The organism is Aerosticca soli (genome assembly GCF_003967035.1).
In the GTDB taxonomy this organism is placed as follows: Bacteria; Pseudomonadota; Gammaproteobacteria; order Xanthomonadales; family Rhodanobacteraceae; genus Aerosticca; species Aerosticca soli.
In genome coordinates this window covers 369307-395155 of sequence record NZ_AP018560.1, presented here as the reverse complement: position 1 = coordinate 395155, position 25849 = coordinate 369307, and the positions used below count along the sequence as shown (strand labels likewise).

Annotated in this window: 18 protein-coding genes and 1 tRNA gene; 14 read left to right on the top strand and 5 right to left on the bottom strand. The window is 68.6% G+C overall.

Annotated elements, in window-relative coordinates; translation table 11 throughout:
- Nucleotides 1-25 precede the first annotated feature (25 nt).
- From ALSL_RS01680 to ALSL_RS01665, 4 genes are all read right to left on the bottom strand, one after another.
- Complete coding sequence (locus tag ALSL_RS01680) at nucleotides 26-3067, bottom strand: BPTD_3080 family restriction endonuclease (RefSeq protein WP_126536052.1); 3042 nt, start codon at nucleotides 3065-3067, stop codon at nucleotides 26-28.
- A 151-nt stretch (nucleotides 3068-3218) separates the two neighbouring features.
- Entirely contained in the window at nucleotides 3219-3839 is a 621-nt protein-coding gene (locus ALSL_RS01675; protein ID WP_126536050.1) for a plasmid pRiA4b ORF-3 family protein, read from the bottom strand.
- Nucleotides 3840-3917: 78 nt separating this feature from the next.
- A tRNA-Arg gene (locus ALSL_RS01670) sits at nucleotides 3918-3994 on the bottom strand.
- 142 nt (nucleotides 3995-4136) lie between these two features.
- Nucleotides 4137-6032, bottom strand: a complete 1896-nt coding sequence (locus ALSL_RS01665) for a M61 family metallopeptidase (protein WP_231700265.1) — start codon at nucleotides 6030-6032, stop codon at nucleotides 4137-4139.
- Nucleotides 6033-6214: 182 nt separating this feature from the next.
- On the opposite strand from ALSL_RS01665, the gene ALSL_RS01660 reads away from it, so the two are divergent.
- From ALSL_RS01660 to ALSL_RS01650, 3 genes are all read left to right on the top strand, one after another.
- Complete coding sequence (locus ALSL_RS01660) at nucleotides 6215-7249, top strand: SIS domain-containing protein (RefSeq protein ID WP_231700264.1); 1035 nt, start codon at nucleotides 6215-6217, stop codon at nucleotides 7247-7249.
- On the top strand, nucleotides 7249-8400 hold the full coding sequence (gene nagA / locus ALSL_RS01655; protein ID WP_126536048.1) for an N-acetylglucosamine-6-phosphate deacetylase: 1152 nt from the start codon (nucleotides 7249-7251) through the stop codon (nucleotides 8398-8400). Before ALSL_RS01660 ends, nagA begins: the two co-directional genes overlap by 1 nt.
- 112 nt (nucleotides 8401-8512) lie before the next feature.
- Nucleotides 8513-10477, top strand: a complete 1965-nt coding sequence (locus ALSL_RS01650; protein ID WP_161970915.1) for an alkaline phosphatase family protein — start codon at nucleotides 8513-8515, stop codon at nucleotides 10475-10477.
- Between the two features lie 53 nt (nucleotides 10478-10530).
- Here ALSL_RS01650 and ALSL_RS01645 read toward each other — a convergent pair whose 3' ends face one another.
- Nucleotides 10531-13599, bottom strand: a complete 3069-nt coding sequence (locus ALSL_RS01645) for a TonB-dependent receptor (protein WP_126536044.1) — start codon at nucleotides 13597-13599, stop codon at nucleotides 10531-10533.
- A 233-nt stretch (nucleotides 13600-13832) separates the two neighbouring features.
- Here ALSL_RS01645 and ALSL_RS01640 point away from each other — a divergent pair, with 233 nt between their 5' ends.
- The 11 genes from ALSL_RS01640 to leuB all read left to right on the top strand — a co-directional run bounded on the left by ALSL_RS01640 (nucleotide 13833) and on the right by leuB (nucleotide 25775).
- Entirely contained in the window at nucleotides 13833-15818 is a 1986-nt protein-coding gene (locus ALSL_RS01640; RefSeq protein ID WP_126536042.1) for a bifunctional 2',3'-cyclic-nucleotide 2'-phosphodiesterase/3'-nucleotidase, read from the top strand.
- 171 nt (nucleotides 15819-15989) lie between these two features.
- On the top strand, nucleotides 15990-16115 hold the full coding sequence (locus tag ALSL_RS13800; RefSeq protein ID WP_269433080.1) for a hypothetical protein: 126 nt from the start codon (nucleotides 15990-15992) through the stop codon (nucleotides 16113-16115).
- A 96-nt stretch (nucleotides 16116-16211) separates the two neighbouring features.
- A complete protein-coding gene (locus ALSL_RS01635) occupies nucleotides 16212-17366 on the top strand; it encodes a homoserine dehydrogenase family protein (RefSeq protein ID WP_126536040.1) in 1155 nt (384 codons plus the stop codon).
- Between the two features lie 2 nt (nucleotides 17367-17368).
- Nucleotides 17369-18349 (top strand): homoserine kinase, encoded by a 981-nt coding sequence (locus tag ALSL_RS01630; RefSeq protein ID WP_174928855.1) that lies wholly within the window; start codon nucleotides 17369-17371, stop codon nucleotides 18347-18349.
- A complete protein-coding gene (gene thrC, locus ALSL_RS01625; RefSeq protein WP_126536036.1) occupies nucleotides 18346-19689 on the top strand; it encodes a threonine synthase in 1344 nt (447 codons plus the stop codon). The genes ALSL_RS01630 and thrC overlap by 4 nt, the downstream gene beginning before the upstream one ends.
- A 76-nt stretch (nucleotides 19690-19765) precedes the next feature.
- Nucleotides 19766-19903, top strand: a complete 138-nt coding sequence (locus ALSL_RS13550; RefSeq protein WP_161970914.1) for a hypothetical protein — start codon at nucleotides 19766-19768, stop codon at nucleotides 19901-19903.
- A gap of 116 nt (nucleotides 19904-20019) precedes the next feature.
- Nucleotides 20020-21672 carry a 2-isopropylmalate synthase gene (locus tag ALSL_RS01620; protein WP_126536034.1) on the top strand — a complete coding sequence of 551 codons (1653 nt, stop codon included), beginning with the start codon at nucleotides 20020-20022 and terminating at the stop codon, nucleotides 21670-21672.
- Nucleotides 21669-22667 carry a branched-chain amino acid transaminase gene (locus ALSL_RS01615; protein ID WP_126536032.1) on the top strand — a complete coding sequence of 333 codons (999 nt, stop codon included), beginning with the start codon at nucleotides 21669-21671 and terminating at the stop codon, nucleotides 22665-22667. The genes ALSL_RS01620 and ALSL_RS01615 overlap by 4 nt, the downstream gene beginning before the upstream one ends.
- The gene (gene leuC / locus ALSL_RS01610) at nucleotides 22664-24079 is read left to right on the top strand and encodes a 3-isopropylmalate dehydratase large subunit (protein ID WP_126536030.1); all 1416 of its coding nucleotides are present in this window, start codon (nucleotides 22664-22666) and stop codon (nucleotides 24077-24079) included. Before ALSL_RS01615 ends, leuC begins: the two co-directional genes overlap by 4 nt.
- Nucleotides 24076-24681 (top strand): 3-isopropylmalate dehydratase small subunit, encoded by a 606-nt coding sequence (gene leuD, locus ALSL_RS01605; protein WP_126536028.1) that lies wholly within the window; start codon nucleotides 24076-24078, stop codon nucleotides 24679-24681. The genes leuC and leuD overlap by 4 nt, the downstream gene beginning before the upstream one ends.
- The gene (gene leuB, locus ALSL_RS01600; protein WP_126536026.1) at nucleotides 24678-25775 is read left to right on the top strand and encodes a 3-isopropylmalate dehydrogenase; all 1098 of its coding nucleotides are present in this window, start codon (nucleotides 24678-24680) and stop codon (nucleotides 25773-25775) included. The genes leuD and leuB overlap by 4 nt, the downstream gene beginning before the upstream one ends.
- Nucleotides 25776-25849: the final 74 nt, after the last annotated feature.

Below are 25849 nucleotides of genomic sequence, written 5' to 3'. Positions count from 1 at the left end.
GCTACCGCCGCAGGCGCCCATAGCGTCAGGCTCCGGCGATCTGTTCGATCATGTGGTTGAACGCGGCCCCGACCTTGCCGGCAAAGTCGGCCTGGATCTGCCACACGTCCGCAAACTCGGCAAACGCCCAGCGACCGTGCGTGCCGAGCTGGTTCACGCCAGGCACCCAGTAGGTCTCCATGGTCGATTTCTTTTCCTTGGCGTCCTCGCCGCGGTAGCCCTTGATCTCGACCACGAGGTGCAGCGGGTCGTCGGGGCTGCGGCCGTCGTCGACCAGGACGATGAAATCCGGCCGGTAGTGGCGCGTTTCCGAACCATACCGGTAGGGCACCTCCAGCCCGAGGCTGTGGTTCTTGACGTAGGCGATGACGCGCGGATGCGCCTCGGCCACGCGGCAGAATTCGGCCTCCCAGTCGCTGTCCAGAATCACCCAGTTGAGGTGGCATTTGGGCGGCGGGCCGGCGGTGTCCCAGCGGTCCGTCTTGCTGGTGGTGAAGTTGACGTGCGCGGTGCTGCCGGTGGGGTTGTAGGGGTCGAGCACGGCGCGAATCGGCCGGCGGCCGAGTTCGGCGCGGGTGATGGCGGCGGTGATGCGCTGGCAGGCGATGTCCGCCAGCGCCTGATACATCAGCAGGCCCGGGTAGGTGTCGCCCTTGCAGATGAGGTAACCGTCCAGCCACTGGCGGGTGATGCGCTTCAATTGCCCGAACAGGTGCAGCTTCGGCTCGCCGCCGGGGTCGCGCCAGTGGTTGTAGAGCAGGCGCTGGGTGAGGTGAAACAGCAGCGTCGAGGGGCGCAGCTCGCCCAGGTGTTCGAGGCTGAGGTCCACCGCCTCGCCGATGATGCCGGCGTTGCGGGTGATGGAGGGACCGACTTCCTGCGGCGTGAGCACGTAGACCGAATCGTCGGTGAACTCGGCCGTGAGGCGCTCCTCGGGCAGCTCCACGCGATAGCCGGCCACGTGCGGGAAGCGGATTTCGAGGTGCTCGCGCTCGCGCAGCGCCTTGACCTGCACCGTCTCGCGCGGCGTCTGCGGCTTGGCGACGACCGGCTCGGCGGTGAAGTCGAACGGAATGCCGAGCACGTCGGCGTATTCGACGTCGAACAGGCCGTCGGCGTTGAGCTCGTAGGACTGGCGGCGCAGCGCGCGGCCGATGACCTGCTCGCACAGCAGCTGGGTGCCGAACGCGCGCACGCCGAGCACATGGGTGACGGTGTTGGCGTCCCAGCCCTCGGTGAGCATGGATACCGACACCACGCAGCGGATGGATTCGCCCAGGCGCCCAGCCTTGCCGACGGTGTTCATGACCTCGCGCAGCAGCGCCTGATCGGTGAGGTTGTCGGCGTCTTCGCGGTTGCCGCTGCGCTCGACGATCTCACGGCGGAACTGTTCGATTTCCGGGCCGGCCATCTCGCGGAATTTCGAGTCGAGCGCTTCGCCCGATTCGAGCTGCTCGGAATCGATCAGCAGCGTGTTGGGGCGCGCGAGCGGGTTGCCGTGCTCGTCGAAGTTGCGAAACAGCGCCAGGCGGCCGTTTTCGAGCGTGGTGGAGCCGTCGTCGTGCTGGCGCTGGAACCCGCTGATGTAGTCGTAGACCAGCTTGGACGCCGCAGTGTTGTTGCACACCACGATGAAGCACGGCGGCACGCGGATGCCGGCCTGCTGCCATTGGGCGAAGGTCTTTTCATAGTGGCCGTACAGCGCCTGCAGCGCGGTTTGCAGCTCCAGCGGGATGCTGAGCGGGTCGAGCGCGCCGGACTTGCCGCGGCCCTTTTTGGGCATCTTCTTACCAATGTGCGCCCACAGGTTGCGGAACATCGGCATCTCGTTGCCGGGGATGTTCTCGGCCACCGGCACGCGCGGCAGCTTGACGATGCCGCACTCGATGGCGTCCATCAGCGAAAAATCGCTCATCGTCCAGGGGAACAGCGTGCCTTCGGCGTAGCCCGAGCCGCGCAGGAAGAACGGTGTGGCGGACAGGTCCAGCACGCGGCTCAAGCCCAGCGTGCGGCTCACGGCTTCGAGGCCGGAAATCCACAGCCGCGCGGCCTCGTTGTTGTGCTCGGCCTCGGTTTTCTCCTCGCCCTTGAGCGCGTCGTCCTCACCGCCCGGCTTTTCGCGGTAGCAGTGGTGCGCCTCGTCGTTGATGGCGAGGACGTTTTTCAGGCCCATCAGCTCGGGCATGACCCGCTGGAGCATCTGGCCTTCGGTTTCGAGTGTGTCCAGCGGCGCGCCGCCGCGGCCTTCGAGCAGGCGCCGGCCGCCTTTCGACAGCTCCAGCCGCTCGCGGCGCTTGAAGGCGTGGTAGTTGGTGATGACGATCTTGGCGCGCGCAATGTCGACCAGCAGGTCGGCCGGCACCAGCTCGCGGCTGGCGTAGTAGCTGTCCGGATCGTTGGGCTGCAGCACCCGCAGGCGGTCCTTGATGGTCAGGCCCGGTGCGACGATCAGAAAACCGCGGGTGAATTTTTTGCTGTTCGGCCGGCGCACGGCGTTGACGGTCTGCCAGGCGATCAGCATGGCCATCACGGTGGTCTTGCCAGCGCCTGTGGCGAGCTTGAGCGCGAGGCGCGCCAGACCCGGGTTGGCCTCGGCATTGGCAGCGTCGAGATGCGCCAGAAAGCGCTCGCCGGCCTTGCCGAGCTGCGGCGCGACCTCGGTCAGCCAGATGGCGGTCTCGACCGCCTCCACCTGGCAGAAGAACGGCCGCACGCCGGCAAACGGATGGTGCCGCCAGTGCTGCAACAGGCGCGCGGTCTCCGGCGTGACGCGCCAGTCGGCGGGGTTCGGAATCTGCCGCCAGCGATCTACCTCGGCGCGCACGCCGTTGATGATGGAGGCGTGGTACTGCTGCTCGCGCGAGGAGAGCTCGTCGAACAGCAGTTCGTCCTGCTTGGCCGCGCCCTTGTGCTTGCGCGGCTTGGGGATGGGCGTGACGAACTCGGCACGGCGGCGGCTGTCGACGATGCGCTGCGTGGGCTGGCCGTCGGCGTCGAGTTCCCAATGCCTGTGCGGATACGCATAAGGCGAATTGAGTATCGGTTGTGCATAAAAGCGATTGTTCATCTGCCGCCTGTCGATGCTGCGTACGAAGCGCGCGTGCAGGCTGCCACTGTATGACCCCCACAGACTCCTCGGCAAACGCGTGCGCGCCGCGAGCCCTGGATACCGTCCAGACCAGCCGACTGGCGCCGCCCGCCGCGCCGTTCAGGCCCCATCAGCGCCGGGACGCGAGATACGCCAGCAGCTGCTTGAGCCGCGGCGCCGGGTTGGCGAACTTCACCTGCTGCTCGTCGAAGGCCTCGGGGTTGAACTCGCCGCGCCTGCCCTTCTGGCTGCTGGCCCAGACGTGGGACGACGCGTGCTCCGGGTCTTTCGGGTTGGCCAGGGTTTCGAGCAGGCATTCGTAACCGCCGGGGCCGCCGCAATCGTCGGGCGGCGCCGAGCGCGCGCCGGCCGTGCAGCGCGGGTACTTCTTGCCTGGCGCCGCCACGAGGATCTCCTCGAGCACGACGGTGTGCTTCCAGCCGTCGCCGAAGTCGTATTCGTATTCGAGCCGCGGGTTGGCGCGGGTCAGGACGTCGGCGACGCGGTGCTCCCAGCCAGGCAAGGGCGGGTTCCCGTCGAAGTCGTCCAGCGGCATGCCGAAGCGGGTCGTGCCGCCGCGCCGACCCCACGGACGGAACTCGTGCAGGTGGGTGTCCCTCCAGGCAAAGGCGCTCTGGATGGCGACATGCAAATCCCAGAAGGTGTAGTCGCCCGGCACTTGGATGCGGCGCCAGATCAGCGGCTCGATCTCCTGGAGCTCGACCCGGATCTGGAGGATGGGCTTGGGCATGGCGGGCCTTTGCTCGATGCGCCCGGGGCGCCAAGAGGAACTTGCCACAGCCAGGGCAGCGATTTGCCACAGGGAGTTTGGCGCGCCCGGAGGGATTCGAACCCCCGACCAATGGCTTCGGAAGCCACTACTCTATCCGGCTGAGCTACGGGCGCGTTGTCGTGAAGCTTTAAGGCCGCGGCAAGCGCGGGGTGCGCAGTATAGCGAATCGACGGCGGGCGCGGCGCGCTGCAGCCGCCTGCGATGGAATGCGCATGGACCGGACCGCCGCACGATGCGGACGGCCCGGTCGGGTGCTCAACGCGCCTTGAGCAAGTCGCTCAAGCCGTCGGCGCCCTCGCCGCGCACCAGGTGGGGGTACTTGAGGCCCTGGTGGTAGTCGATCTTGAGCGTGCGGTACTGGTCGAAATTCTTGACCAGCAGCTCGATCGGCGCCTGTCCGTCCTTGGCCGCGGCGGTGACGGCGTCCTTGATGACGTCACCGGAATATTCCTTGCCGTTGACCGCGACGATGCTCATGCCGGGCGAGAGTCCGGCCTTGAACGCCGGGCCATCCCACAGCACGTCGGCGATGTCGCCGCCCTTGCCGACGGCGAGGCCGAGCGAATAGGTGAGGTCGGTGAACCCGCGCCGCGATTCCATGGCCTTGACCGCCGCCGAGGGCTGGTCGGTGTAGACGAGCTTCCAGCCGTGTGCGGCAAGACCGCCGGTGAACGGCCCGTGGCCGTCGAGACGCTGGCGCAGGAACATCGCCCAGTCGTAGGGCTGGAGGTCCGAAAGCGTCTTGACCACGTCCTCGAAAGTGTAGGGGTCGACCTGCCAGTCGCCGTCGTTGACGCCAAAGAAGGCACGGGCGAAATCGTCGATGCCCTTCTTGCCGCGGCTGAGTTCGCGCAGCTTGCCGTCGACGTCGAGCCAGATCATCGCGCCGGCGACGTAGTAGTCCTCGCTGCCCTGATAGTTGCGATACGGCAGCGGGCGGCGCTGGGCGATGATCGGGTCATTGGTGGTGTCCTGCACGTTGCGCCAGCTGGCCAGACCCGGACGCCCCTTGTCGTAGGTGGCGGCGGCATAGGCCCACACGTCGCGCGCCTGCTCGGCGTTCCACAGCCCCGCGCGCGCGGCCATCACGTAACCCCAGAACTGGGTCTGCCCCTCGTACACCCAGAGCAGGGTGTCGCCCATCGGCACGTTGAAGGTGGGCGTGGCAAGGTCCTTCCCGCGCCGGTACTTGCCGTCCCAGGAATGGTTGAACTCGTGGGCGAGGAGGTCGCGGCCGAGCGCGTTCTTCTCCCACTCGGTGAAGTAGTCCGCGCCGACGCCGTTCTCGCTGGAACGGTGGTGTTCCAGGCCCTGGCCGCTCATCTTGTCGCTGAGCGAGAGCAGGAAGTCGTAGTGGTCGTAATGGCGCGCGCCATAGGTCTTGTACATCTGCTGCACCAGGTTCTGGTGCGCCTTGAGCTGCTCGGGCTTGATCTCGAGATATTTCGGATCGTCGGCGACGATGTCCAGGTGCACCGGCACCTTGGCGCCGGGGTCCAAATCCACGCGCTTGAAGTACCTGCCGGCATACACCGGCGAGTCGACGAGATCGTCGTAGTCGATCGGCCGGTAGCGCACGGTGTCGCCGTCGCGGCCGGCGACTTCGAGCGCGGTACCGGCCTGCCAGCCGGCTGGATAGGTGACGCTGGCCTCGGCCTGGATGCGCCGCGCGAAATAGCCGGCCGGATACAGGCTCACCGTGTTCCATTGCAGGTTGAGCATTTCCGGCGTCATCACCACGCGACCCTGGCTCTTGTCCTGCGGCGAGAGGTATTGGAAGGACACCTCCAGCTCGCTCGCGCCCTGCGGCACGTCGACGTGGAAGGCGTAGACATCGTATGGATCGCGCGTCCACGGCAGCACCTGGCCGTTGGCCTTCACCACCAGGCCGGCAAGCTTGTCGATCGGACCGCTCGGCGAATGATGGCCGGGCAGCCATTGCGGATAGAGCAGGGTCAGCGCGCCCGGCTTGACCGGTATGCGCTCGGTGACCTGGAACACGCGATGGGCAAGATCGGTGGCATCGACATGGATCTTGAGCATGCCCTCGAACGGCACGTCGCGCGGCGCCGGCACGTCGGCGAGGGCGGCATGGCTGACGCAGGCAAGACCTAAGGCAACGAGGGCGACGGCGAGCGGGCGCTGTTTCACGGTGGCATGGACTCCCGATGGGGCGCGTCCACTGCGGACGCGATGACTTGCGATGGTAGGCCCGGCGCCTTCGCCTCCCACCTGCCAGAGGTCATGCGACCTTGCGCGAACGGGCGCGAGGGCCGCGGCGCTTACAATCGGCGTTTCCGGCCCGACCGTGGGCCCGCCGCCGTCCACCCCCGATGCCCCCACTGCATGACACCTCGATGTATCGCGAAGCGCAGGAAACGGCGCAGGTCGTCGCGCGCCAGTTCGAGCGCAACCGGCGCACGGTGGCGGCGCTCGCCGCGCGGCTGCGGGCACGGCCGCCGCGCTTCATCGTCACCTGTGCGCGCGGCAGCTCCGACCATGCCGCCACCTTTGCCAAGTACGTGTTCGAGACCCGGCTCGGCCTGGTCACCGCCTCGGCCTCGCCGGCGATCGCCTCGATCTACGACGTGCCGCTCAGGCTGCGCGAGGCGCTGTTCATCGCCATCTCGCAATCGGGCAGGAGCCCCGACCTCGTGCGCAGCGCGCAGGCCGCGCGCGAGGCCGGCGCGCACGTGCTGGCCCTGGTTAACGTCGAGGACTCGCCGCTCGCCGGCTGCGCCGACACGGTCATTCCGCTGTGCGCCGGCACCGAGCGCAGCGTGGCGGCGACCAAGAGCTATCTCGCCACGCTCGCGGCGGTGCTGCAGTTGACCGCGCAGGTGAGCGGCGATGCGGCGCTCGAAGCCGCGCTCGGCCGGTTGCCGGAAGACCTCGATCGCGGCTGGACGGTGGATTGGTCGCCGCTCGTGGAAGCCTTCGCGCCGGTGCGCAACCTGTTCGTGGTCGGCCGCGGCTTTGGCTTGGGCGCGGCACAGGAGGCGGCGCTCAAGTTCAAGGAAACCTGCGCGCTGCACGCCGAGGCCTTCAGCGCCGCCGAGGTCAGGCACGGGCCGATGGCCTTGGTCGGTGCGGATTTTCCGCTGCTGTTCTTCGTCCAGGACGACGGCACCCGCGCCCCGACGCTGGCGCTGGCCGAGGCGTTCCGCGCGCGCGGCGCGCGCGTGTTGCTGGCCGCGCCCGGTGCCGACGGCGCCGACGCCCTGCCGCTCGCCGCCGGCCTGCCGGCACTCACCACGCCGCTGGTCGCGGTGCAGAGTTTCTATCGCGCGGTGGCCGCGCTGGCGCTGGCGCGCGGCTACGACCCCGACCATCCGCCCAGCCTGGCCAAGGTCACGGAGACGCTGTGATGTCCACACCCACCGCCCTCGTCAACGCCCGCGTGCTAGGCGACCACGGCCCGCGCGAGGGCCTGGCCGTGCTGGTCGAAAACGGCTGCATCCGCGCCATCGTGCCGGCCGGGGATCCGCGCGTGGCGCTCGTCGAGCGCGTCGATCTCGACGGCAGGCTGCTCGCGCCCGGCTTCATCGACGTGCAGGTCAACGGCGGCGGCGGCAGGCTGTTCAACGACGATCCCGGCGTCGAGACGCTGCGCGCCATCGCCGCGGCGCATCGGCGCTTCGGCACCACCGGCCTCCTGCCCACGCTGATCAGCGACGACGCGCAGCGCACGCGCGCCGCGCTCGATGCGGTGGACGCGGCGATCGCGCAAGGCGTGCCCGGCATCCTCGGCATCCACCTCGAAGGCCCGTTCATCGCACCCGCGCGCAAGGGCATCCACGCGGCGACGCATCTGCGCGAGCTCACCGCCGACGAGCTCGCCCTGCTGTGCCGGCCGCGCCGCGGCGTGGTGATGCTCACCCTGGCCCCCGAGCGCGTGTCCGCCGACGCCATCGGCGCCCTGCACCGGGCCGGCGTGCGCGTGGTCATCGGCCACAGCGCCGCCGATTACGCCACCGCGCGCGCCGCGCTCGATGCCGGTGCGTGCGGCTTCACCCATCTCTACAACGCCATGACCCAGCTCGGCAGCCGCGAACCCGGCGTGGTCGGCGCCGCGCTGGACGATCCGCACGCCTGGTGCGGGCTGATCGTCGACGGCCACCACGTGCATCCGGCCAGCCTGCGCGTGGCGCTCGCCGCCAGGCCGCGCGGCAAGTGCGTGCTGGTCACCGACGCGATGCCGCCGGTCGGCACCGGCGCGACGAGCTTCGAGCTCGACGGCCAGATGATCCACGTCCACGAGGGTGCCTGCCGCAACGCCGACGGCGTGCTCGCCGGCTCGGCGCTGGACATGGCCGGCGCGCTGCGCAACGCCATCGCCTGGCTGGACCTGCCGCTGCCTGAGGCTTCGCGCATGGCCAGCGCCTACCCCGCCGCGTGGCTCGGCCTCGAGCGCACCCACGGCCGCCTCGTCGCCGGCCAACGCGCCGACTTCGTGGTGCTCGACGATGCCCTCGCGGTGGTCGAGACCTGGATCGGCGGCGTGCGCTGGCGGCACTGATAAAACCGGACACAAGCCCGCAACCAAGCGCGGCAAGACTGTCCTTCAGCCCGTGAGACCAGCCACGGTTTCCCGGGAAGCCCTTAGAAACCCTATCCCGTGGAGCAAACCCATGCGTGCCTGGCGCCATGCCATCCTGACCGTCTGCTTTCTCGTTGTCGCGCTGCCGGCCCACGCCGCGCATCGCGTCATCGTGTTCGTCTGGGACGGCATGCGTCCGGACGCGATCAGCGCGGAGGACACCCCGCATCTGGCGGCGCTGGCCGCGCGCGGCAGCTTCTTTGCCGACAACCACGCCACCTATCCCACCTTCACCATGGCCAACGCCACCAGCTTCGCGACCGGCGCTTTTCTGGGGCCGGCCGGTTTCTACGGCAACCGCATCTGGGCACCGGGCGCGGAAGGCTTCGATGCGCAGGGCCGGCCGGTGGACTTCACCCAGCCGGTGTTCACCGAGGACTACGCCATCCTGCGCGTGCTGGATGCGCACGCCGGCCATGCGCTGCTGGAACTTCCCACCCTGCTCGAGGCCGCGCACGCCAAGGGCCTCAAGACCGCGCTGATCGGCAAGTCCGGCCCGGCCTTCCTGCAGGATCGCCGCCTGGGCGAGGCGGACCGGCCGGAGCGTTCCGGGGTGTTGCTCGATGAGAACACCGCGCTGCCGCTCACCTTCGCCCGCGCGCTGCAACAGGCCGGCTATCCGCTGCCGGCCAACACCGCCCACACCTATCCGCCGCAGGCGTTGCGGCTCACCGCCGACAACGGCGACCCCACCGCGCAGGGCCCGCGCGCACTGCTGCGCGACGGCGTCACCAGCGACCCCAGCGCCGCCGATGCCAGCGCGCCGGAGGCGGCCAATGCCTGGCTGATGAAGGTGTTCCTGGAGTACGTGCTGCCCACCTACCGCCCCGATCTCAGCGTCGTCTGGCTGCGCAATCCGGACAGCACCGAGCACGACTACGGCGTGGGCTCGCCCAAGTTCCATCGTGCCTTGCAGGCGCAGGACGCCCTGCTCGGCGCGCTGGAAGACCGTCTCGCCGCGCTCGGCCTGACCGCCGATACCGACCTCATCGTGGTCTCCGACCACGGGCACAGCAACGTGGCCGGGCCCGCACAGCTGTTTCCGCTGCGCGGCGTCAACGACGGCCGCGTCACCGGCATCGATCCCGAATGGGGCTATTCGGTATCCGGCGGCATCCGGCTCGCCGACGAACTCACCCGCGCCGGCTTCACCGCCTTCGACGGCACCGGCTGCCTGTACGTGCCGGTGCTGAGCGGCATCCGCGCCGACGGCTCGATGCTCCATCCGACCCGCTATGACGATGACGGCCGCCTCTGCGGCAAACCCGGCCCATACACCTCGCCCGCCCACCTGCTGCCCTCGCCGCTGCCCAAGGGCGCGCTGGTGATCGCCTCCAACGGCGGCACCGAATACCTCTATCAGCCCGAGCACGATGCCGCGCTGGTCGCGCGTGCCGTGCGCTTTTTGCAGTCGCGCGAGTACATCGCCACGGTGTTCGTGGCCGACCGCTACGGCGCGCTGCCCGGCACGCTGCCGGCCGAACGCGTGCGACTGGAGCACGCCACGCGCGGCCCGGACATCATCGCCAGCTACGCCTGGGACGCCGAGGCCCGCGTGCAGGGCTTTCCGGGCACCGAATACGCAAGCCTCGCCAACATGCGCGGCCAGCACGGCAGCTTCAGCCCGATCGACGTGCACAACACCCTGCTCGCCGCCGGCCCCGACTTCCGCGCCGGCTTCCGCGACCCGCTGCCGTCCGGCAACGTCGACCTCGCGCCCACCGTGGCCGCCGTGCTCGGCCTGTCCATGCCGCGCGCGCAGGGCCGCGTGCTGCACGAGGCACTGACCGGCCCGCTGGCCCGACCGCTCGACGCCTACCGCGTCACGGCCGAGAGCCTCTCCCCGGCCACGCCGGCCCGCGGCCTCGCCACGCAGCGGGTGGACGATGCCCCGGTCGCCCAAAGCACCTACACCTTCCACATCCGCCTCAAACGCCTGCACCAGGACGGCCGGGATGACCTCTACTTCGACCAGGCCGCCGCCAAGCGGCAATAAAAAAACCGCCGGTTCTCACCGGCGGCGGGGAAAAATGAATCCAAATCTATAAATCAGAAATCATAACGCATCGTGAATCTTACCGTACGCGGATCGGTGTAATTGAGCACGCGGCGGTACAAAGGATTCACCGTGGAACGGTTGCTCGCATAACGCATATTGTAGTAAAGCGGCGTCTGCCGGTTAAGCACATTGAAGACATCCACCTGGAAAGTCAGTTTATTGTCTAACCAGTTGGGTGAGTACGCCACATTCAAGTCGTAGCGATGCGTCCAGGGCGTATTTCCACTCGTCCCGCGCGGGGTATATACATAGCCCGTGGAACCAGGGATCGGGAGCCCGCAATAGTGGTAGTAGGAGCCGTTGTACACCGGCGCCTTCGGATCGGGCCAGAACGAGGTACAGCTCAACGGACGCCCCGACATGATCATGGCCGTGCCGCCAAAACGCCATTCCTTGCTCATCTGGTAATAACCGAAGGCACGGAACTGATGGCGCCGGTCATTCGGCAGGGAACCATTGGCACCGACCATGAGTTGCGGCAAATCCCAGTCCTGGGTAACGGATACGTCGGCCTGTCCGCCAGCGCCGGTATCGAGATCCGAGGCAAGCTGACCCTCCGTATTCCCGTAATTATGTGAATACGTGTAATCGATCTTGCCATACCACTTGTCCGCAAAGGGATGCTCCAGGAACAAGTCGAGCGCTACATATTTACGCTTCAAATGCGGGAACCCGAGTTCCGCATTCGAATAATGTCGCTCCACGAAGGTACCATCATCCTGTTCCTCAAGGAACGAATTAGCCTTGCCCGGGTTGAACAGGAAGCACGCGCCACTAAGAGCGGGCGTACAGGTGTCATCAATAGCGCTACGCAACTTACGGACAGTCCCTTTTGCCCCGAATACATATTCGGGAGTGAGCTGGTATTGCGCACCCAGAATGTACTCATCCTGGAAGTGTGACTTGAGCCCCTTCGCAGCCACTGTTCGCGGATCAGGCGCAGTGCCGCATTCGATATTAGTGGATACTGCCCCACCACTGTTTGGGCACACGTATTGGTTGTTCAAATCGACACGCACGGGATTCAATCCGGTCGGCGCTCCCGTTACCGGGTCAACACCCGTATATGTGAAGTACTGACTGGTGATGAGAGAACCGGAAGCGGCACGCACGGCCACATTGTTTGGCATCGCCAAATGATAGCGGCCCGCGTTGGCAAAGACTTTCAGCGTGGAATCACCGAACACGTCCCACGAAACGCCAAGGCGCGGCGCCAACTGGTGCCGCTGACGAGCGTAGGGCTTGTTGTCGCCGTTGTAATTGGTGAACTGCTCGTTGCGTAAACCGATAGAAAGCAACCAACGGTCCGTCAGCTGCCAGCGGTCCTCGAGATATTGGGCTTCCTGAATGGTTTTTACATAGGCATTCTGGGTACTATAGTAGCGATACACATAATAGCCTTGCGTACCATAGCCGCCCGCCTCTGCAGGGGTTCCCACGACACCATGCCCCGCATCGATCGGCTGGTTCGGATTGGCCTGGTAACCGTAGATCCATCCGTAACCACCGGGATAGCTCGAACCAGTCAAAGATTCGGCAGTCTGCCTGTCGTAACCTAGGCGAATGTCGTGATCACCGATGTGGTATTCGATATCGAAGCGGCCGCCATAAGTCTTGTCATGCGCTCCGGGAATCAGGACGGTTCCCGTATACGACTGGCAGCTCGTGTAATTCAAGCCAGGCACCTGGGATTGCGTATTGGAAGACACATATGGACAGGCCGGATTGTAATTCCACGGCGTACTTACATGATTTATTTTTTGAGTTCCATACAGCGCGGTAATTGTCAAGTCGTCCGTAACGTAGCCTGTATATTTGCCAATATAAAGGTCACCCCCATCTTTTGTATACAAACCACCAGTCTTATTGTTGGCATGAGTGTCAGCAGAATAATTATACGGATAATAACTAGCATTATATGTCGTTTTATCTGAAACACCCGTCAATTCAATCGTATTATTATCGTTAATATTCCAGTCGATTTTTGCCGTCCAGCGTGGTGTTTTGTAGAGATAGTCACTCCACGCCTGATTGAGCTGTGCTGCGGAAGAGTTAGTGTAATACCGAATGCTGTTGCCATCCTGCCGGTTCTGCTCAACATCGACATAGACGAACAGACGGTCCTTGATCAGCGGGCCACTGGCGTAGGCGCCCACAGTCGATGTCCAGTATTGTGAATCGGTGCGTCTCAGATAAAGCGTCCCATCGGTCGGCGTACGCGAGCCCGGGCCGTAAAAACCCGTATGAGGAAAGTAAATATTCTTGGGATCTGCGCGCAAGGACTGCGGTGCCCAGATGGTATAGACTCCCGCCTTCCATTCATTGGTGCCACGCTTGGTGACGATATTGATGACGCCGCCTGTGGATCGACCAAACTCCGCTCCATAGCCACCCGTGAGCACTTGCTCCTGATCGATGGCGTCGAATGGTAGCGACGAAAAGCCTATCGAGGTCAACGGATTGGTGACAGGATATCCATTGATATAATATGCATTTTCAGATGCCGCCGAACCACCAAAACTCGGCGCAGAATAACTGGACCCTTGAATGACGCCTGGAGCGAGCAAAGCCACCGCGGAAACGCTTCGCGCAACCGGCAACTTCTGCAATTGCTCTGAACTGAATACCGTCCGCGTATCGACCGTCGAGACATCGATGGCGGGCAAGGCGTTGGCAGCCACCGAAATCGCGCTTAGATTGGTCGCGTTCATCGCCGACCCAAAGGAAACATTCACCCCTCCGGAGATCTGCAAGTTCACATCGTCGCGACGACTCACCACCGTGTCGCCATTTTGCAAGATCACCTCATAGCGTCCGACCGGAAGCGAGTCGAAGCTGTACCGGCCTTGCGCATCCACATTGACGGTCCGGCTGAAACCCGTGTCCCGATTGCGGATCGTGACCTTGTTGCCCGACACGTTGGACACCGTGCCGAAGATCGATCCCGTGACATTCGACTGGGCCAGCACCAAACCCGGGCCGGCAAGCGAAAGACCCACGGCTACCACTAAGGCGGTTCTACGCAGCCGTTGGGCTACGCCGCGATCAAACTTTTTCATGTGGTTTATCCCCTTTTTGAACTACGAATACAGCTGACCCGTCCGGCTCGACACCGGAGGCGCTTAGCTGCTCCATATGAATCCCCTGTGCAACCCGATGGGTTACGGCCCGATTACAACCTCAACATTAAAAGTCTGTCAAGAGGGTTTGACACCAACGCCATCGCCCCCCGCCATAGCAGAGTCGCCCGGCATCGCGCATGATGGCCATCGACACCGCCGGAGCCTGCCGCATGCGCCGCCACCTTTTCTTCATGCTCGTGTGGGTCGCGGCCCTGCTCGCCGGCTGCGGCGGCCAACGGTTCCGCCCCGGCACCTTGCCGGAGGGCGCGCGGGCGGACGTGGCAATCCTGGAGACCACCGACCTCCATGCCAATGTGCTGTCCTACGACTACCTGCGTGCGCGCCCCGACCCCACGCTCGGCTTCGAGCGCACCGCCACGCTGATCGGGCGTGCGCGCGCGACCTTTCCCAACAGCCTGCTGTTCGACGTCGGCGACACCGTGCAGGGCACCTTGCTGGCGGATTATCAGGCCAAGGCGAAGCCGCTCGGCTGTGCGGAGGAACTGGCCATCTACCAGGCCATGGACGCGCTGGGCTACGACGGCGGCACGCTCGGCAACCACGACTTCAACTATGGCTTGCCGTTTCTCTCCCAGGTCACCGCCACGCCGATGACGGGTGCGGGCGTGCCGCCCCGGCATTGCGCCGGCCCACATTTTCCGCTGGTGCTGGCCAACGTCGTCGGTGTCGGCGACGGGCACACGCTCTATCCGCCGTGGACGGTGCTGACCCGCACCATCGAGGCCTACACGCTCGACGGCAGCCGGCTCCAGGTGCCGCTCAAGGTCGGCATCATCGGCTTCACGCCGCCGCCGATCATGCAGTGGGACCGGCCGCTGCTGGCCGGCCGGGTCACGGTGCGCGGCGCGGTCGAGGCGGCGCGCGCGGCACTGCCGGCGCTCGAAGCGCAGCATCCGGATCTCATCGTCGCGCTGCTGCATGGCGGCCTGGATGCGTCGCCCTATGCAAGCGATATGGAAAACCCGGGCTGGCACCTGGCCGCGGTCCCCGGCATCGACGTGCTGCTGCTCGGTCATGCGCATGCGACTTTTCCCGGGCCGCGCTATGCCGGCATGCCCGGGGTCGATGCCGAGCGCGGTTTCGTGCGCGGCGTGCCGGCGGTGATGGGCGGCTTCTTCGGCAAGGACCTGGGCCTCGTCAAGCTCGCGCTGGTGCGCCAACACGGCCGCTGGGTACTGGACCGCGGCGCGACCTCGAGCCAGGTGCAGCCGATCTGCCCGACACCGGCCACCTGCGTGCCGCCCGACCCGGCGATCGCGCCGCGGATCGCCGCGGTGCAGAAGGCGGTGCTGGCCCATGTCGACACGCCGCTCGGCACCAGCACGCTCCCGCTTACCAGCTATTTCGCCGACGTCGGCGAACAAAGCGCGCTCGCCGTGGTCAATGCGGCACAGGCCGACTACGTGCGCCGGCAATTGCCCAGAGAGCGCCCGGATCTGGCCGGATGGCCGGTGCTTTCGGCCGCGGCCGCCTTCCGCACCGGCTTTGCCGGCGCGGACGACTACACCGACGTGCCGGCCGGCACGATCACCGTGCGTCACACGGCCGACCTCTACTACTACCCCAACGCGCTCGCCGCGGTGAGCGTCGACGGCGCGGGCCTCAAGGCCTGGCTCGAACACGCCGCGCAACGCTTCGCACGCATCGATCCCGACGCCGCGCAGCCGCAGGCGCTGATCGACACGCACTTCGCCGGCTTCAATTTCGACCAGATCCAGGGCGAGGGACTCGAATACCGCATCGATCCCAGCCGCCCGCCCGGCCGGCGCATCGTCGACCTGCGCTATCAGGGGCGGCCGGTGACCGCCGGGCAGCATTTCGTGGTCGCCACCAATGCCTATCGCGCCAATGGCGGCGGCCATTTCCCGGGCCTGGACGGTCGGCAGACCGTGCTGGCCGACGGCCCCGGCGTACGCGACGTCGTGGCCGACTGGATCGCCCGCCACAGCCCGATCACCGCCGCCAGTCTGCCGCCCCGCTCGTGGCGCTTCGCGCCACTGGACACCCGTGCGGCGGTCACTTTCGTCAGCGCCGGCGGCAAGGCGCAGCTGGCGCGCCAGGCCGGGCTCGAGGTGCGCGAGCTCGAGGACCATGGCGATGGCAGCGCCACCTATGCCATCGACCTTTCCCATTGAAAGCCCGGTCACCCCAACACCATGTGTCCGTACGGGACACCAAGCGGGCTGGACAAGAAAAAACGCTGATGTGGATGTCCGGACGGCCGGACGTCCAAACGCATATCGTAAGGAACGAAGCGCTTGACAGGACGCGATGAGTCTGCCTATCGTCCGCCCATGCCCTCGTCCATGCCCACCGCGTTCATGCTGCTGCCGACCCTTGCGGTCGGCACGTCGCTGCGCGGCGGCATGATCGGTACCGGTACCATTACCACCACGACTTCGTCGGGGTGGGTTCCGGTGCGCGAGCGGTAAGGTTCCAAGACACTCGCAAACGGCCCGCCCTCGACGAGGCGGGCCGGCCGACAGCCGAACCGCCGCAAGCGAAGCGGGCCTCCCTTCGGAGGCTCCATGCACAGCGCAGTCGCAGCACCCGTCCAGCCCGTATCCCGGCCCCGACCGGCGACGGCGGATTTCACTCTCGCCCGCTCTCGCCGGCTCGCCGTGGGGCTGATCGGCCCCGGACGCGTCGGCGGCACCCTGCTCGACCAGCTGCGTGCGGCCCAGCCGCGGCTGGCGCGCCACCTGGGCCTGCTGCTGGAACTGCGCGGCGTGGCCGCCAGCCGCCGCATGTGGCTGGACTGCGACGATCCCGAGCTCAACGGCCGCCACGGCGGCGCGCAGATCTGGCGGCCGACCGATCTCGATGCCTTTCTCGCCCACCTGCGCGGCACCGAAGGCGGCCCGGTCATGCTGATCGACTGCAGCGCCAGCGAGGCGGTCGCCGCGCGTTACGCCGACTGGCTTGCCGAGGGCGTGCACGTGGTGACGCCGAACAAGCTCGCCGCCAGCGGCCCGCTCGAACGCTGGCAGGCGATCGCGCGGGCCAGTGCGCAGGGCGGCGGCCGCTTGCGCTACGAGGCCACCGTCTGTGCCGGCCTGCCGGTGGTGCAGACGCTGCGCGACCTCATCGACACCGGCGACGAGCTGTACACCGTCGAGGGCATGTGCTCGGGCACGCTGGCGTGGCTGTTCAACCATTTCGACGGCACGCGGCCATTCTCGTCGCTGCTGCGCGAGGCACACGCGCTGGGCTACACCGAGCCCGATCCGCGCGCCGATCTCTCCGGCCTCGACGTCGCGCGCAAACTGGTGATCCTCGCCCGCGAGGCCGGCTGGCCGCTGTCGCTGGAGGACGTGCAGGTGGAAAGCCTGGTGCCGGAGGCATTGGCCGCGCTCGCGCCGGAGGCGTTCATGCAGCAGCTCGAGGCCCTGGATGCGCCGATGGCCGCGCGACTGGCCCAGGCGCGCGCGGCCGGTGGCGTGCTGCGCCACGTCGCCCATCTGGACCGCGAGGGCCGCGCCAGCGTGAAACTCGCCGTGCTGCCGGCCAGCCACACATTCGCCCATGCCCGTGGCACCGACAACGTGGTGCAGTTCACCACCCGCCGCTACTGCGACAACCCGCTCACCGTGCAGGGCCCCGGCGCCGGCCCTGAAGTCACCGCCGCCGGCGTGTTCGCCGACCTGTTGCGCATCGCCGAAGCCCTGGAGCCCCGCCCGTGAACATGCCTTTGCTGGAACCTCGCCCGTCCGCCGCCCCGGCCCGCCATGCCGTCGCCTACGCCCCGGCCTGCGTGGGCAACGTCGGGGTCGGCTTCGACATCCTGGGCCACTGCGTGGAAGGCGCCGGCGACCGCGCCGAGGTGCGGCGCCTCGATGCGCCGGTGGTGCGCATCGCCGCCATCCACGGCAGCGACGTCGCCCTGCCCGAGGACCCGGCGAAGAACACCGCCGGCGCCGCGCTGATCGCGCTGCGCAAGGCGCTCGGGCTCTCCTTCGGCTTCGAGATCACCCTGCACAAGGGCATCGCGATGGGCTCGGGCATGGCCGGTTCGGCCGCCTCGGCGGTGGCCGCGCTGCTCGCCGCCAACGCGCTGCTGCCGCGGCCGCTGCCGGCCGAGTCGCTGTACGGCTTTGCGATGGACGGCGAACAGGTCGCCAGCGGCGGCCGGCACGGCGACAACGTCGGGCCGATGCTGCTCGGCGGCCTGGTGCTCGCCACCGAAGCGCGCCTGCTGCGCATCCCGGTGCCGCGCGAATGGCACTGCGCGCTGGTCCATCCGCATTGCGTGCTGGAGACGCGCAGGGCGCGCGCCGCGCTGGCCGGCGACTATCGCCTGGGCGAATTCGTCGCGCAGAGCGCCAACCTCGCGCTGACCCTGGCCGGCTGCTATCGCGGCGAGGCCGCGCTGGTCCGCGAGGGGCTCAAGGACGTGCTGGTCGAACCGCGTCGCGCCGCGCTGGTGCCGGGCTTCGCGCGGGTCAAGCAGGCGGCGCTCGGCCATCGCGCGCTCGGCGCCAGCATTTCCGGCGGCGGTCCCAGCGTGTTCGGCTGGTACGAGAACCGCGCCGACGCGCAGGCCGCGGCGGCGGCGATGCAGGCGGCGTTCGCCGCGGAAGGACTCGCCAGCGACGCGCTGGTCGCGCCGATCGACGGCCCCGCCGCGCGCGTCCTGGCGGTGGACGGCATGGAGCTTGCCGCATGAGTGCGCCGCGTTACCTGAGCACGCGCGGCCACGCGCCGGCGGTGGGCCTGAGCCAGGCCATCGCCGCCGGCCTCGCGCCGGATGGCGGCCTGTACGTGCCCGAGCGCCTGCCGCGCCTGGACCCGGCCGCGTTCGATCCCGCCGGCAGCCTGGCCGACACCGCCGCCACCCTGCTCGCGCCGTTCTTCGCCGGCGATCCGCTGGCCGACGCGCTCGCCGACATCTGCGCCGAGGCGCTGGATTTCCCGGTGCCGCTGGCGCGCCTGCCCGGCCGCGACGATGCGCAGGTGCTGGAGCTCTTCCACGGCCCGACCGCCGCCTTCAAGGACGTCGGCGCGCGCTTCCTCGCCGCCTGCCTGCGCCGGCTGCCGCGTGCGGATGCGCGGCCGCTCACCATCCTGGTCGCCACTTCCGGCGATACCGGCGCCGCGGTGGGCGCGGCCTTCCACGGCATGCCCGGCGTGCGCGTGGCCATCCTCTATCCCGATGGCCGCGTCTCGCCGCGCCAGGCGCACCAGCTCGGCAGCTTCGGCGGCAACGTGCAGGCGCTGCGCGTGGCCGGTCGTTTCGACGATTGCCAGCGCATGGTCAAGGCCGCGCTCGGCGACGCCGCATTGCAGCGCGAGCTGCCCCTGAGCTCGGCCAACAGCATCAGCCTGGGCCGCCTGCTGCCGCAGATGAGCTACTACGCGCATGCCGCGCTCGGCCAGTGGCGGGCGAACGGCGCGCCGCTCGATGTCATCGTGCCGACCGGCAATCTCGGCAATGCGCTCGCCGCGGTCTGGGTGCGCGCGCTCGGCCTGCCGGTCGGCGAGATCCGCCTGGCCTGCAACGCCAACGCCACCCTGCCGGCATTCTTCGCCGGCGAGGATTACCGGCCGCGCGAGGCGCTCGCCACGCTGGCCAACGCGATGGACGTCGGCGCGCCGAGCAACTTCGAGCGGCTGCGCTGGACCTTCGGCGGCGACGACGATGCCGTGCGCCGCGCCTTGCGCGCCGAAAGCGTGGACGACGCGGCGATCCGCGCCACGCTGCGGCATTACGCGCGCGAGCACGATGCGCTGTTCTGCCCGCACACGGCCACCGCGCTCGCCGTGCTCGATCACGAGCCCGCGCGCCCGGGCCGCCTGTGGACGGTGGTCGCCACCGCCCATCCGGCCAAGTTCGAGACCGTGCTGGAGCCGCTGCTCGGACGGCAGGTGCCGGTGCCGCCCGCGCTCGCGGCGATGCTGGCACGCCCGGCGCACGCACAGCCGCTCGCCGCGGAGGAAGGGGCGCTGGCCGCCTGGCTGCGCGCCTGGCGTTGCGGACGTCCGGACGTCCAGACGTCCGCGGCATGAGCACCGCGGATGCTTGCCAAAAAAGTTTTGCACGCCCCTGTTGACAGCCGCCACCGATGCCGTTAGGGTCGACTCCATGCCGCAACGCACCAGCCACCGCCACATCGCCAACATGAGCCGCCACGCGGCGTTCATCGGCCTCGTGCGGCTGCGCGGCTCGCTGCTCCTTGCCCTTGTACTCGTACTTCTCATTACCAGCGGAGGTGCGGGCTGAGGGCGCGTGTCCAGGTAGCTTAAAAGTAGACCTGAAGACTCCCGAAGAACCCCGCACCAGAGATGGCGCGGGGTTTTTTGTTGCCCCTCGAAGCGACGCACCGCGGAGACCCGACGATGACCCCGAACGACACCACGACCCAGGACGGCGGCGCTGCGGCTGCCGAGGCGCACGTACGCATCTTCGACACCACCTTGCGCGACGGCGAGCAGGCGCCCGGCTTCTCGCTCGACCGCCGCGCCAAGCTGCGCATGGCGCAGGCGCTGGAGTCGCTCGGCGTCGACGTGCTCGAGGCCGGTTTCCCGCAGGCCTCGCCGGATGACTTCGCCGCCGTCGCCGAGATCGCGCGCACGCTGGTGGACACCACCGTGTGCGGCCTCTCGCGCTGCCTGCCGGGCGACGTCGACACCACCGCGCGGGCGCTGGAAAAGGCGCGCCGCTCGCGCATCCACCTGTTCCTTTCCACCAGCCCGCTGCATCGCGAGCACAAGCTCGGCATGAGCAAGGCGCAGGTGCTCGACGCCGCCGTCGCCGCGATCGAACGGGCGGTCGGTCTGTGCGACGAGGTGGAGTTCTCCGCCGAGGACGCGCTGCGCACCGAGCCGGAGTTTCTCGCCGAGATCTTCTCCGCCGCGGTGGCCGCCGGCGCGACCACGCTGAATGCGCCCGACACCGTGGGCTACACCACGCCGGGCGAGATCGCCGCGCTGTTCACCTGGCTGCGCCAACACGTCGTCGGCGCCGAGCGCGTGGTGTTCTCCAGCCATTGCCACGACGACCTGGGCCTGGCGGTCGCCAACAGCCTGGCCGCGATCGGCGCCGGCGCGCGCCAGGTGGAATGCACCATCAACGGCATCGGCGAGCGCGCCGGCAACGCCGCGCTGGAGGAGATCGTGATGGCGCTCAAGGTGCGCGGCGCCTATTACGGCGCGGACACGCGCATCGACACCCGCCGGCTGGTGCCGACCTCGCGCCTGCTCGCCCAGCTCACCGGCCAGCCGGTGCCGCGCAACAAGGCGATCGTCGGCGACAACGCCTTCGCGCACGAGTCGGGCATCCACCAGCACGGCATGCTCAAGCATCGCGGCACCTACGAGATCATGCGTCCGGAGGACGTCGGCCTGGCCGAGACCCGGCTGGTGCTCGGCAAGCATTCCGGCCGCCACGCGCTGCGCCAGCGGCTGGCCGCGCTCGGCCACGTGCTGGAAGAGCGCGCCATGGACGAGCTCTTCGCCCGCTTCAAGACGCTCGCCGACCGCAAGCGCGAGGTCACCGACGAGGATCTGGAGGCGCTGGCCCTGGGCGAGGACCCCGAGGCCGCCGGCCCCTGGCGCCTGACCCGGCTGGACATCACCACGCACCTGGGCGGCCATGCCGCGGCCGCGCTGGAGCTCACCCACGACGATGGCCGCCGCGCCGCCGAGGCCGCGCTCGGCGACGGCCCGGTGGATGCCGTGCTGCGCGCGATCGAGCGCGTCACCGGGCAGGCGCTCACGCTCACCGACTTTGCCGTGCACGCGATCGGCGAGGGCGGCGACGCACAGGGCCGGGTCAGCCTGAGCGCCCGCCATGGCAACCGCGACTGGCGCGGCCAGGCGGTCAGCACCGACATCGTCGAAGCCGCCGCGCAGGCCGCGCTCGCCGTCGTCAACCGCATCGAACGCCAGGCAGCGGCCGACCCGGCCGCCCCGGCCCTGATCACTGCCGGCGCCGTCCGCGCCGACGACCTTTCCGCCCATCCCGTTCCCGCGCAGGAGACCCACGCATGAATACCCCCTACCTCTGGCACAACGGCCGCATCAAACCCTGGGCCGAGGCCACCGTGCATGTCAGCACGCATGCGCTGCATTACGGCTCCTCGGTGTTCGAGGGCGAGCGGGTCTACGCCACCCCGCGCGGACCGGCCTATTTCCGCCTGGCCGACCACACCCGCCGTCTGTTCGAGTCGGCGCGGGTATACGAGATCGAGGTCGGCTACAGCGAGGAGGACATCAACGCCGCCTGCCTGGAGCTGATCCGCGCCAATCGCATGTCATCGGCCTACGTGCGGCCGGTGGTGTTCCGCGGCGCCGGCGGCCTGGGCGTGCTGCCCAAGCCGGGGGCGCCGGTCGAGGTGGCGATCATGGCGATGAACTGGGGCGCGTATCTGGGCGAGGCGGCCGAGCGCGGCGCGGACGTGTGCGTGTCGTCCTGGCACCGGCCGGCGCCAAACACCTTTCCGAGCTGGGCCAAGGCCGGCGGCAACTACCTTTCCAGCCAGCTGATCGCGCTGGAGGCGCGGCGCAACGGCTACGACGAGGGCATCGCGCTCGGCTACAACGGGCTGCTCAGCGAGGGCGCCGGCGAGAACCTGTTCCTGGTCAGGAAGGGGCGCCTGTATACGCCGCCGGTCAGCGCCGGCCTGCTCGCCGGCATCACCCGCGACAGCGTGATCACGCTGGCCGCCGAACTCGGCATCGCCGTGGAGGAGCGCGACCTGCCGCGCGAGGCGCTGTACAGCGCCGACGAGGCCTTCCTCACCGGCACCGCGGCGGAGATCACGCCGATCCGTTCGGTCGACCGCAAGCCGGTCGGCAACGGCGAGGTCGGCCCCGTGACCCGCGCGCTGCGCGAGGCCTTTTTCGGCCTGTTCTCCGGCCAGACAGTCGATCGCTGGGGCTGGCTCACGGTGGTGACGGAAGCCGGCACCGCCAGCCCGGCGGGCGAAGCCGTCCGCGCGGCCCAGGAAGGACAGACCCAGCCGGCGGCGAAGGTGACGGCATGAGCGCGCCGCGCACCCTGTTCGACAAGCTGTGGGACGACCACCTGGTCGCGCCCGAGACCGCCGACACGCCGGCGATCCTGTACATAGACCTGCACCTGGTGCACGAGGTGACTTCGCCGCAGGCGTTCGACGAGCTGCGCGCGCGTGGCCTCGCCGTGGCGCGCCCGGACCGCACCCTCGCCACGCTGGACCACTCCACACCCACGCTGCCGCCCGGCGCCGACGGCGAGCGGCCCTACGCCACCGCCGAGGCGAAGGCGCAGGTCGCGCAGCTGGAGGAAAACTGCCGCGCCTTCGGCATCGAACTCTACGGCTGGGACAGCAGCGAGCGCGGCATCGTCCATGTGATCGGCCCGGAGCTCGGCGCCACCCAGCCGGGCATGACCATCGTCTGCGGCGACAGCCACACCTCCACCCACGGCGCGTTCGGTGCGCTGGCTTTCGGCATCGGCACCACCGAGGTCGGCCACGTGCTGGCCACCCAGTGCCTGCTGCAGAGGAAACCGAAGACGCTCGCGATCCACGTCGATGGCGCACTGCCCGCGGGCGTCGGCGCCAAGGATCTCATCCTGCACATCATCGGCCGCATCGGCGTCGACGGCGGCACCGGCCACGTCATCGAGTACCGCGGCGCGGCGATCGAGGCGCTGTCGATGGAAGAGCGCATGACCGTGTGCAACATGTCGATCGAGGCCGGTGCGCGCGCGGGACTGATCGCACCGGACGAAACCACCTTCGCCTGGCTCGCCGGCCGCCCGCGCGCGCCGCAGGGCGAGGACTGGGACCGCGCGGTGGCGTACTGGCGCACGCTGAAAACCGACCCGGGCGCGCATTACGACCGCGAGGTGCGCATCGACGCGCGCGAGGTGCGTCCCACCGTCACCTACGGCACCCACCCGGGCATGGCGGTCGCCATCGACGCGCCGGTGCCCGCCGCGCGCGGCCTGCCCGAGCGGCGGGCACTCGACTACATGCGCGTGGAGGCGGGCAAGCCGATGGCCGGCACGCCGGTCGACGTGGTGTTCCTCGGCAGCTGCACCAACTCACGCCTGTCGGACCTGCGTGAAGCGGCGCGGATACTGGCCGGGCGACGCGTGGCCGACGGCGTGCGCATGTTGGTGGTGCCGGGCTCCGAGGCGGTGCGCCGCGCCGCCGAGGCGGAAGGGCTGCACGAGGTGTTCCTCGCCGCCGGTGCCGAATGGCGCGTGCCGGGCTGCTCGATGTGCATCGGCATGAACGGCGATCTGGCCGCGCCCGGACAACTCGTCGTCTCCACTTCCAACCGCAACTTCGAAGGCCGCCAGGGCAAGTGCGCGCGCACCGTGCTGGCCAGCCCCGCCACCGCCGCCGCCGCCGCCGTGGCCGGCCGGCTGGTCGATCCGCGCACCTTCCTGACCGAGGTCGCCGCATGAAACCGATCACCCGCATCCATTCGCGCACCGCCGTGCTCGCGGACGAGAACATCGACACCGACCGCATCATCCCGGCGCGCTTCCTCACCACCACCTCGCGCGAGGGCCTGGGCAAGGTGTGCTTCAACGACTGGCGCTACCTGCCCGACGGCCGCGACAACCCGGACTTCCCGCTCAACCGCCCCGAGGCCAGGGGCTGCGCGATCCTCGTTGCCGGACGCAACTTCGGCTGCGGCTCCTCGCGCGAGCACGCGCCGTGGGCACTGCTGGACTACGGCATCCAGGCGGTGCTGTGCAGCGAGATCGCCGACATCTTCCGCAACAACGCGCTCAAGAACGGCCTGCTCGCCATCGTGCTGGACGAGGCCGAGCACCGCTGGCTGCTCGAGCATCCGGGCATCGAGCTTTCCATCGACGTCGCCGGCCAGTACGTGGAGCTGCCCGACGGCGGCCGCATCGGCTTCGCGCTGGAACCCTTCGCCCGCCACTGCCTGCTCAACGGCGTCGACCAGCTCGGCTACCTGTTGCAGCACCAGGCCGAGATCGCGGCCTTCGCCCGTGCGCACGAGCGCCGGCCCGAAACCTTGGGAGTGCACGCATGAAAGCCCGCATCGTCACCCTGCCCGGCGACGGCATCGGCCCGGAAGTCACCGCGGCCGCGGTCGCCGTGCTGAACGCCGTCGCCGCGCATTACGAGCACGCGTTCGCCGTCGAGGAACACCCGATCGGCGGCATCGCCATCGACACCACCGGTGAGCCCCTGCCGGCGACGACGCTCGCCGCCTGCCAGTCCGCCGACGCGGTGCTGCTCGGCGCGGTGGGCGGACCGAAGTGGTCCGACCCCGCGGCCAAGGTGCGTCCCGAGCAGGGCCTGCTCGCGCTGCGTGCGGCCCTGGGCGTGTATGCCAACCTGCGCCCGCTCAGCGTGCACCCGGCACTCGCCGCGCTGTCGCCGCTCAAGGACGAAAAGCTGAAAGACGTCGACGTGCTGTTCGTACGCGAACTGACCGGCGGCGCCTACTTCGGCACCAAGACGCGCAGCGCCGACGCCGCCACCGACGAGTGCCGGTACACCGTGGCCGAAATCGAGCGCGTCGCCCGTCGTGCCTTCGCGCTGGCGCGCGGCCGCCGCAAGCACGTCACCTCGGTGGACAAGGCCAACGTGCTGGAGACCTCGCGGCTGTGGCGCGCCACCGTGATGCGCGTGGCCGCCGACTATCCGGACGTCACCCTGGAGCACCAGCTGGTCGACTCGATGGCGATGCTGCTGCTGACCCAGCCGGCGCGCTATGACGTGGTGGTCACCGAGAACCTGTTCGGCGACATCCTCACCGACGAGGCCGCCGCGCTGGCCGGCTCGCTCGGCCTGCTGCCCTCGGCCTCGCTGGGCGAGGGCAACTGCGGCCTGTACGAGCCGATCCACGGCTCGGCGCCGGACATCGCCGGCCAGGGCCTGGCCAATCCGCTGGGCGCGATCCTCTCCGCCGCGTTGCTGCTGCGGCATTCGCTCGGCCTGGAAGGCGAGGCGCAGGCGGTGGAGGCGGCGGTGGCGCAGGTCGTCGAGCACGGCCCGCGCACGCGCGATCTCGGCGGCACGGCCGGCACCGACGCGGTCCTTCAGGCGGTGCTGACCGCGCTCGAGGACCACGCCACCACCCGGCGCGCCTTTTTCAGCGGGGCGCGGGCCTGTGGCTGAGGCCGGCCATGCACTTTTTTAGCCGCGGCATGCGACCGGTTCCTGTAAGGAGAGCCATCCCCGCTCCGGCGTCC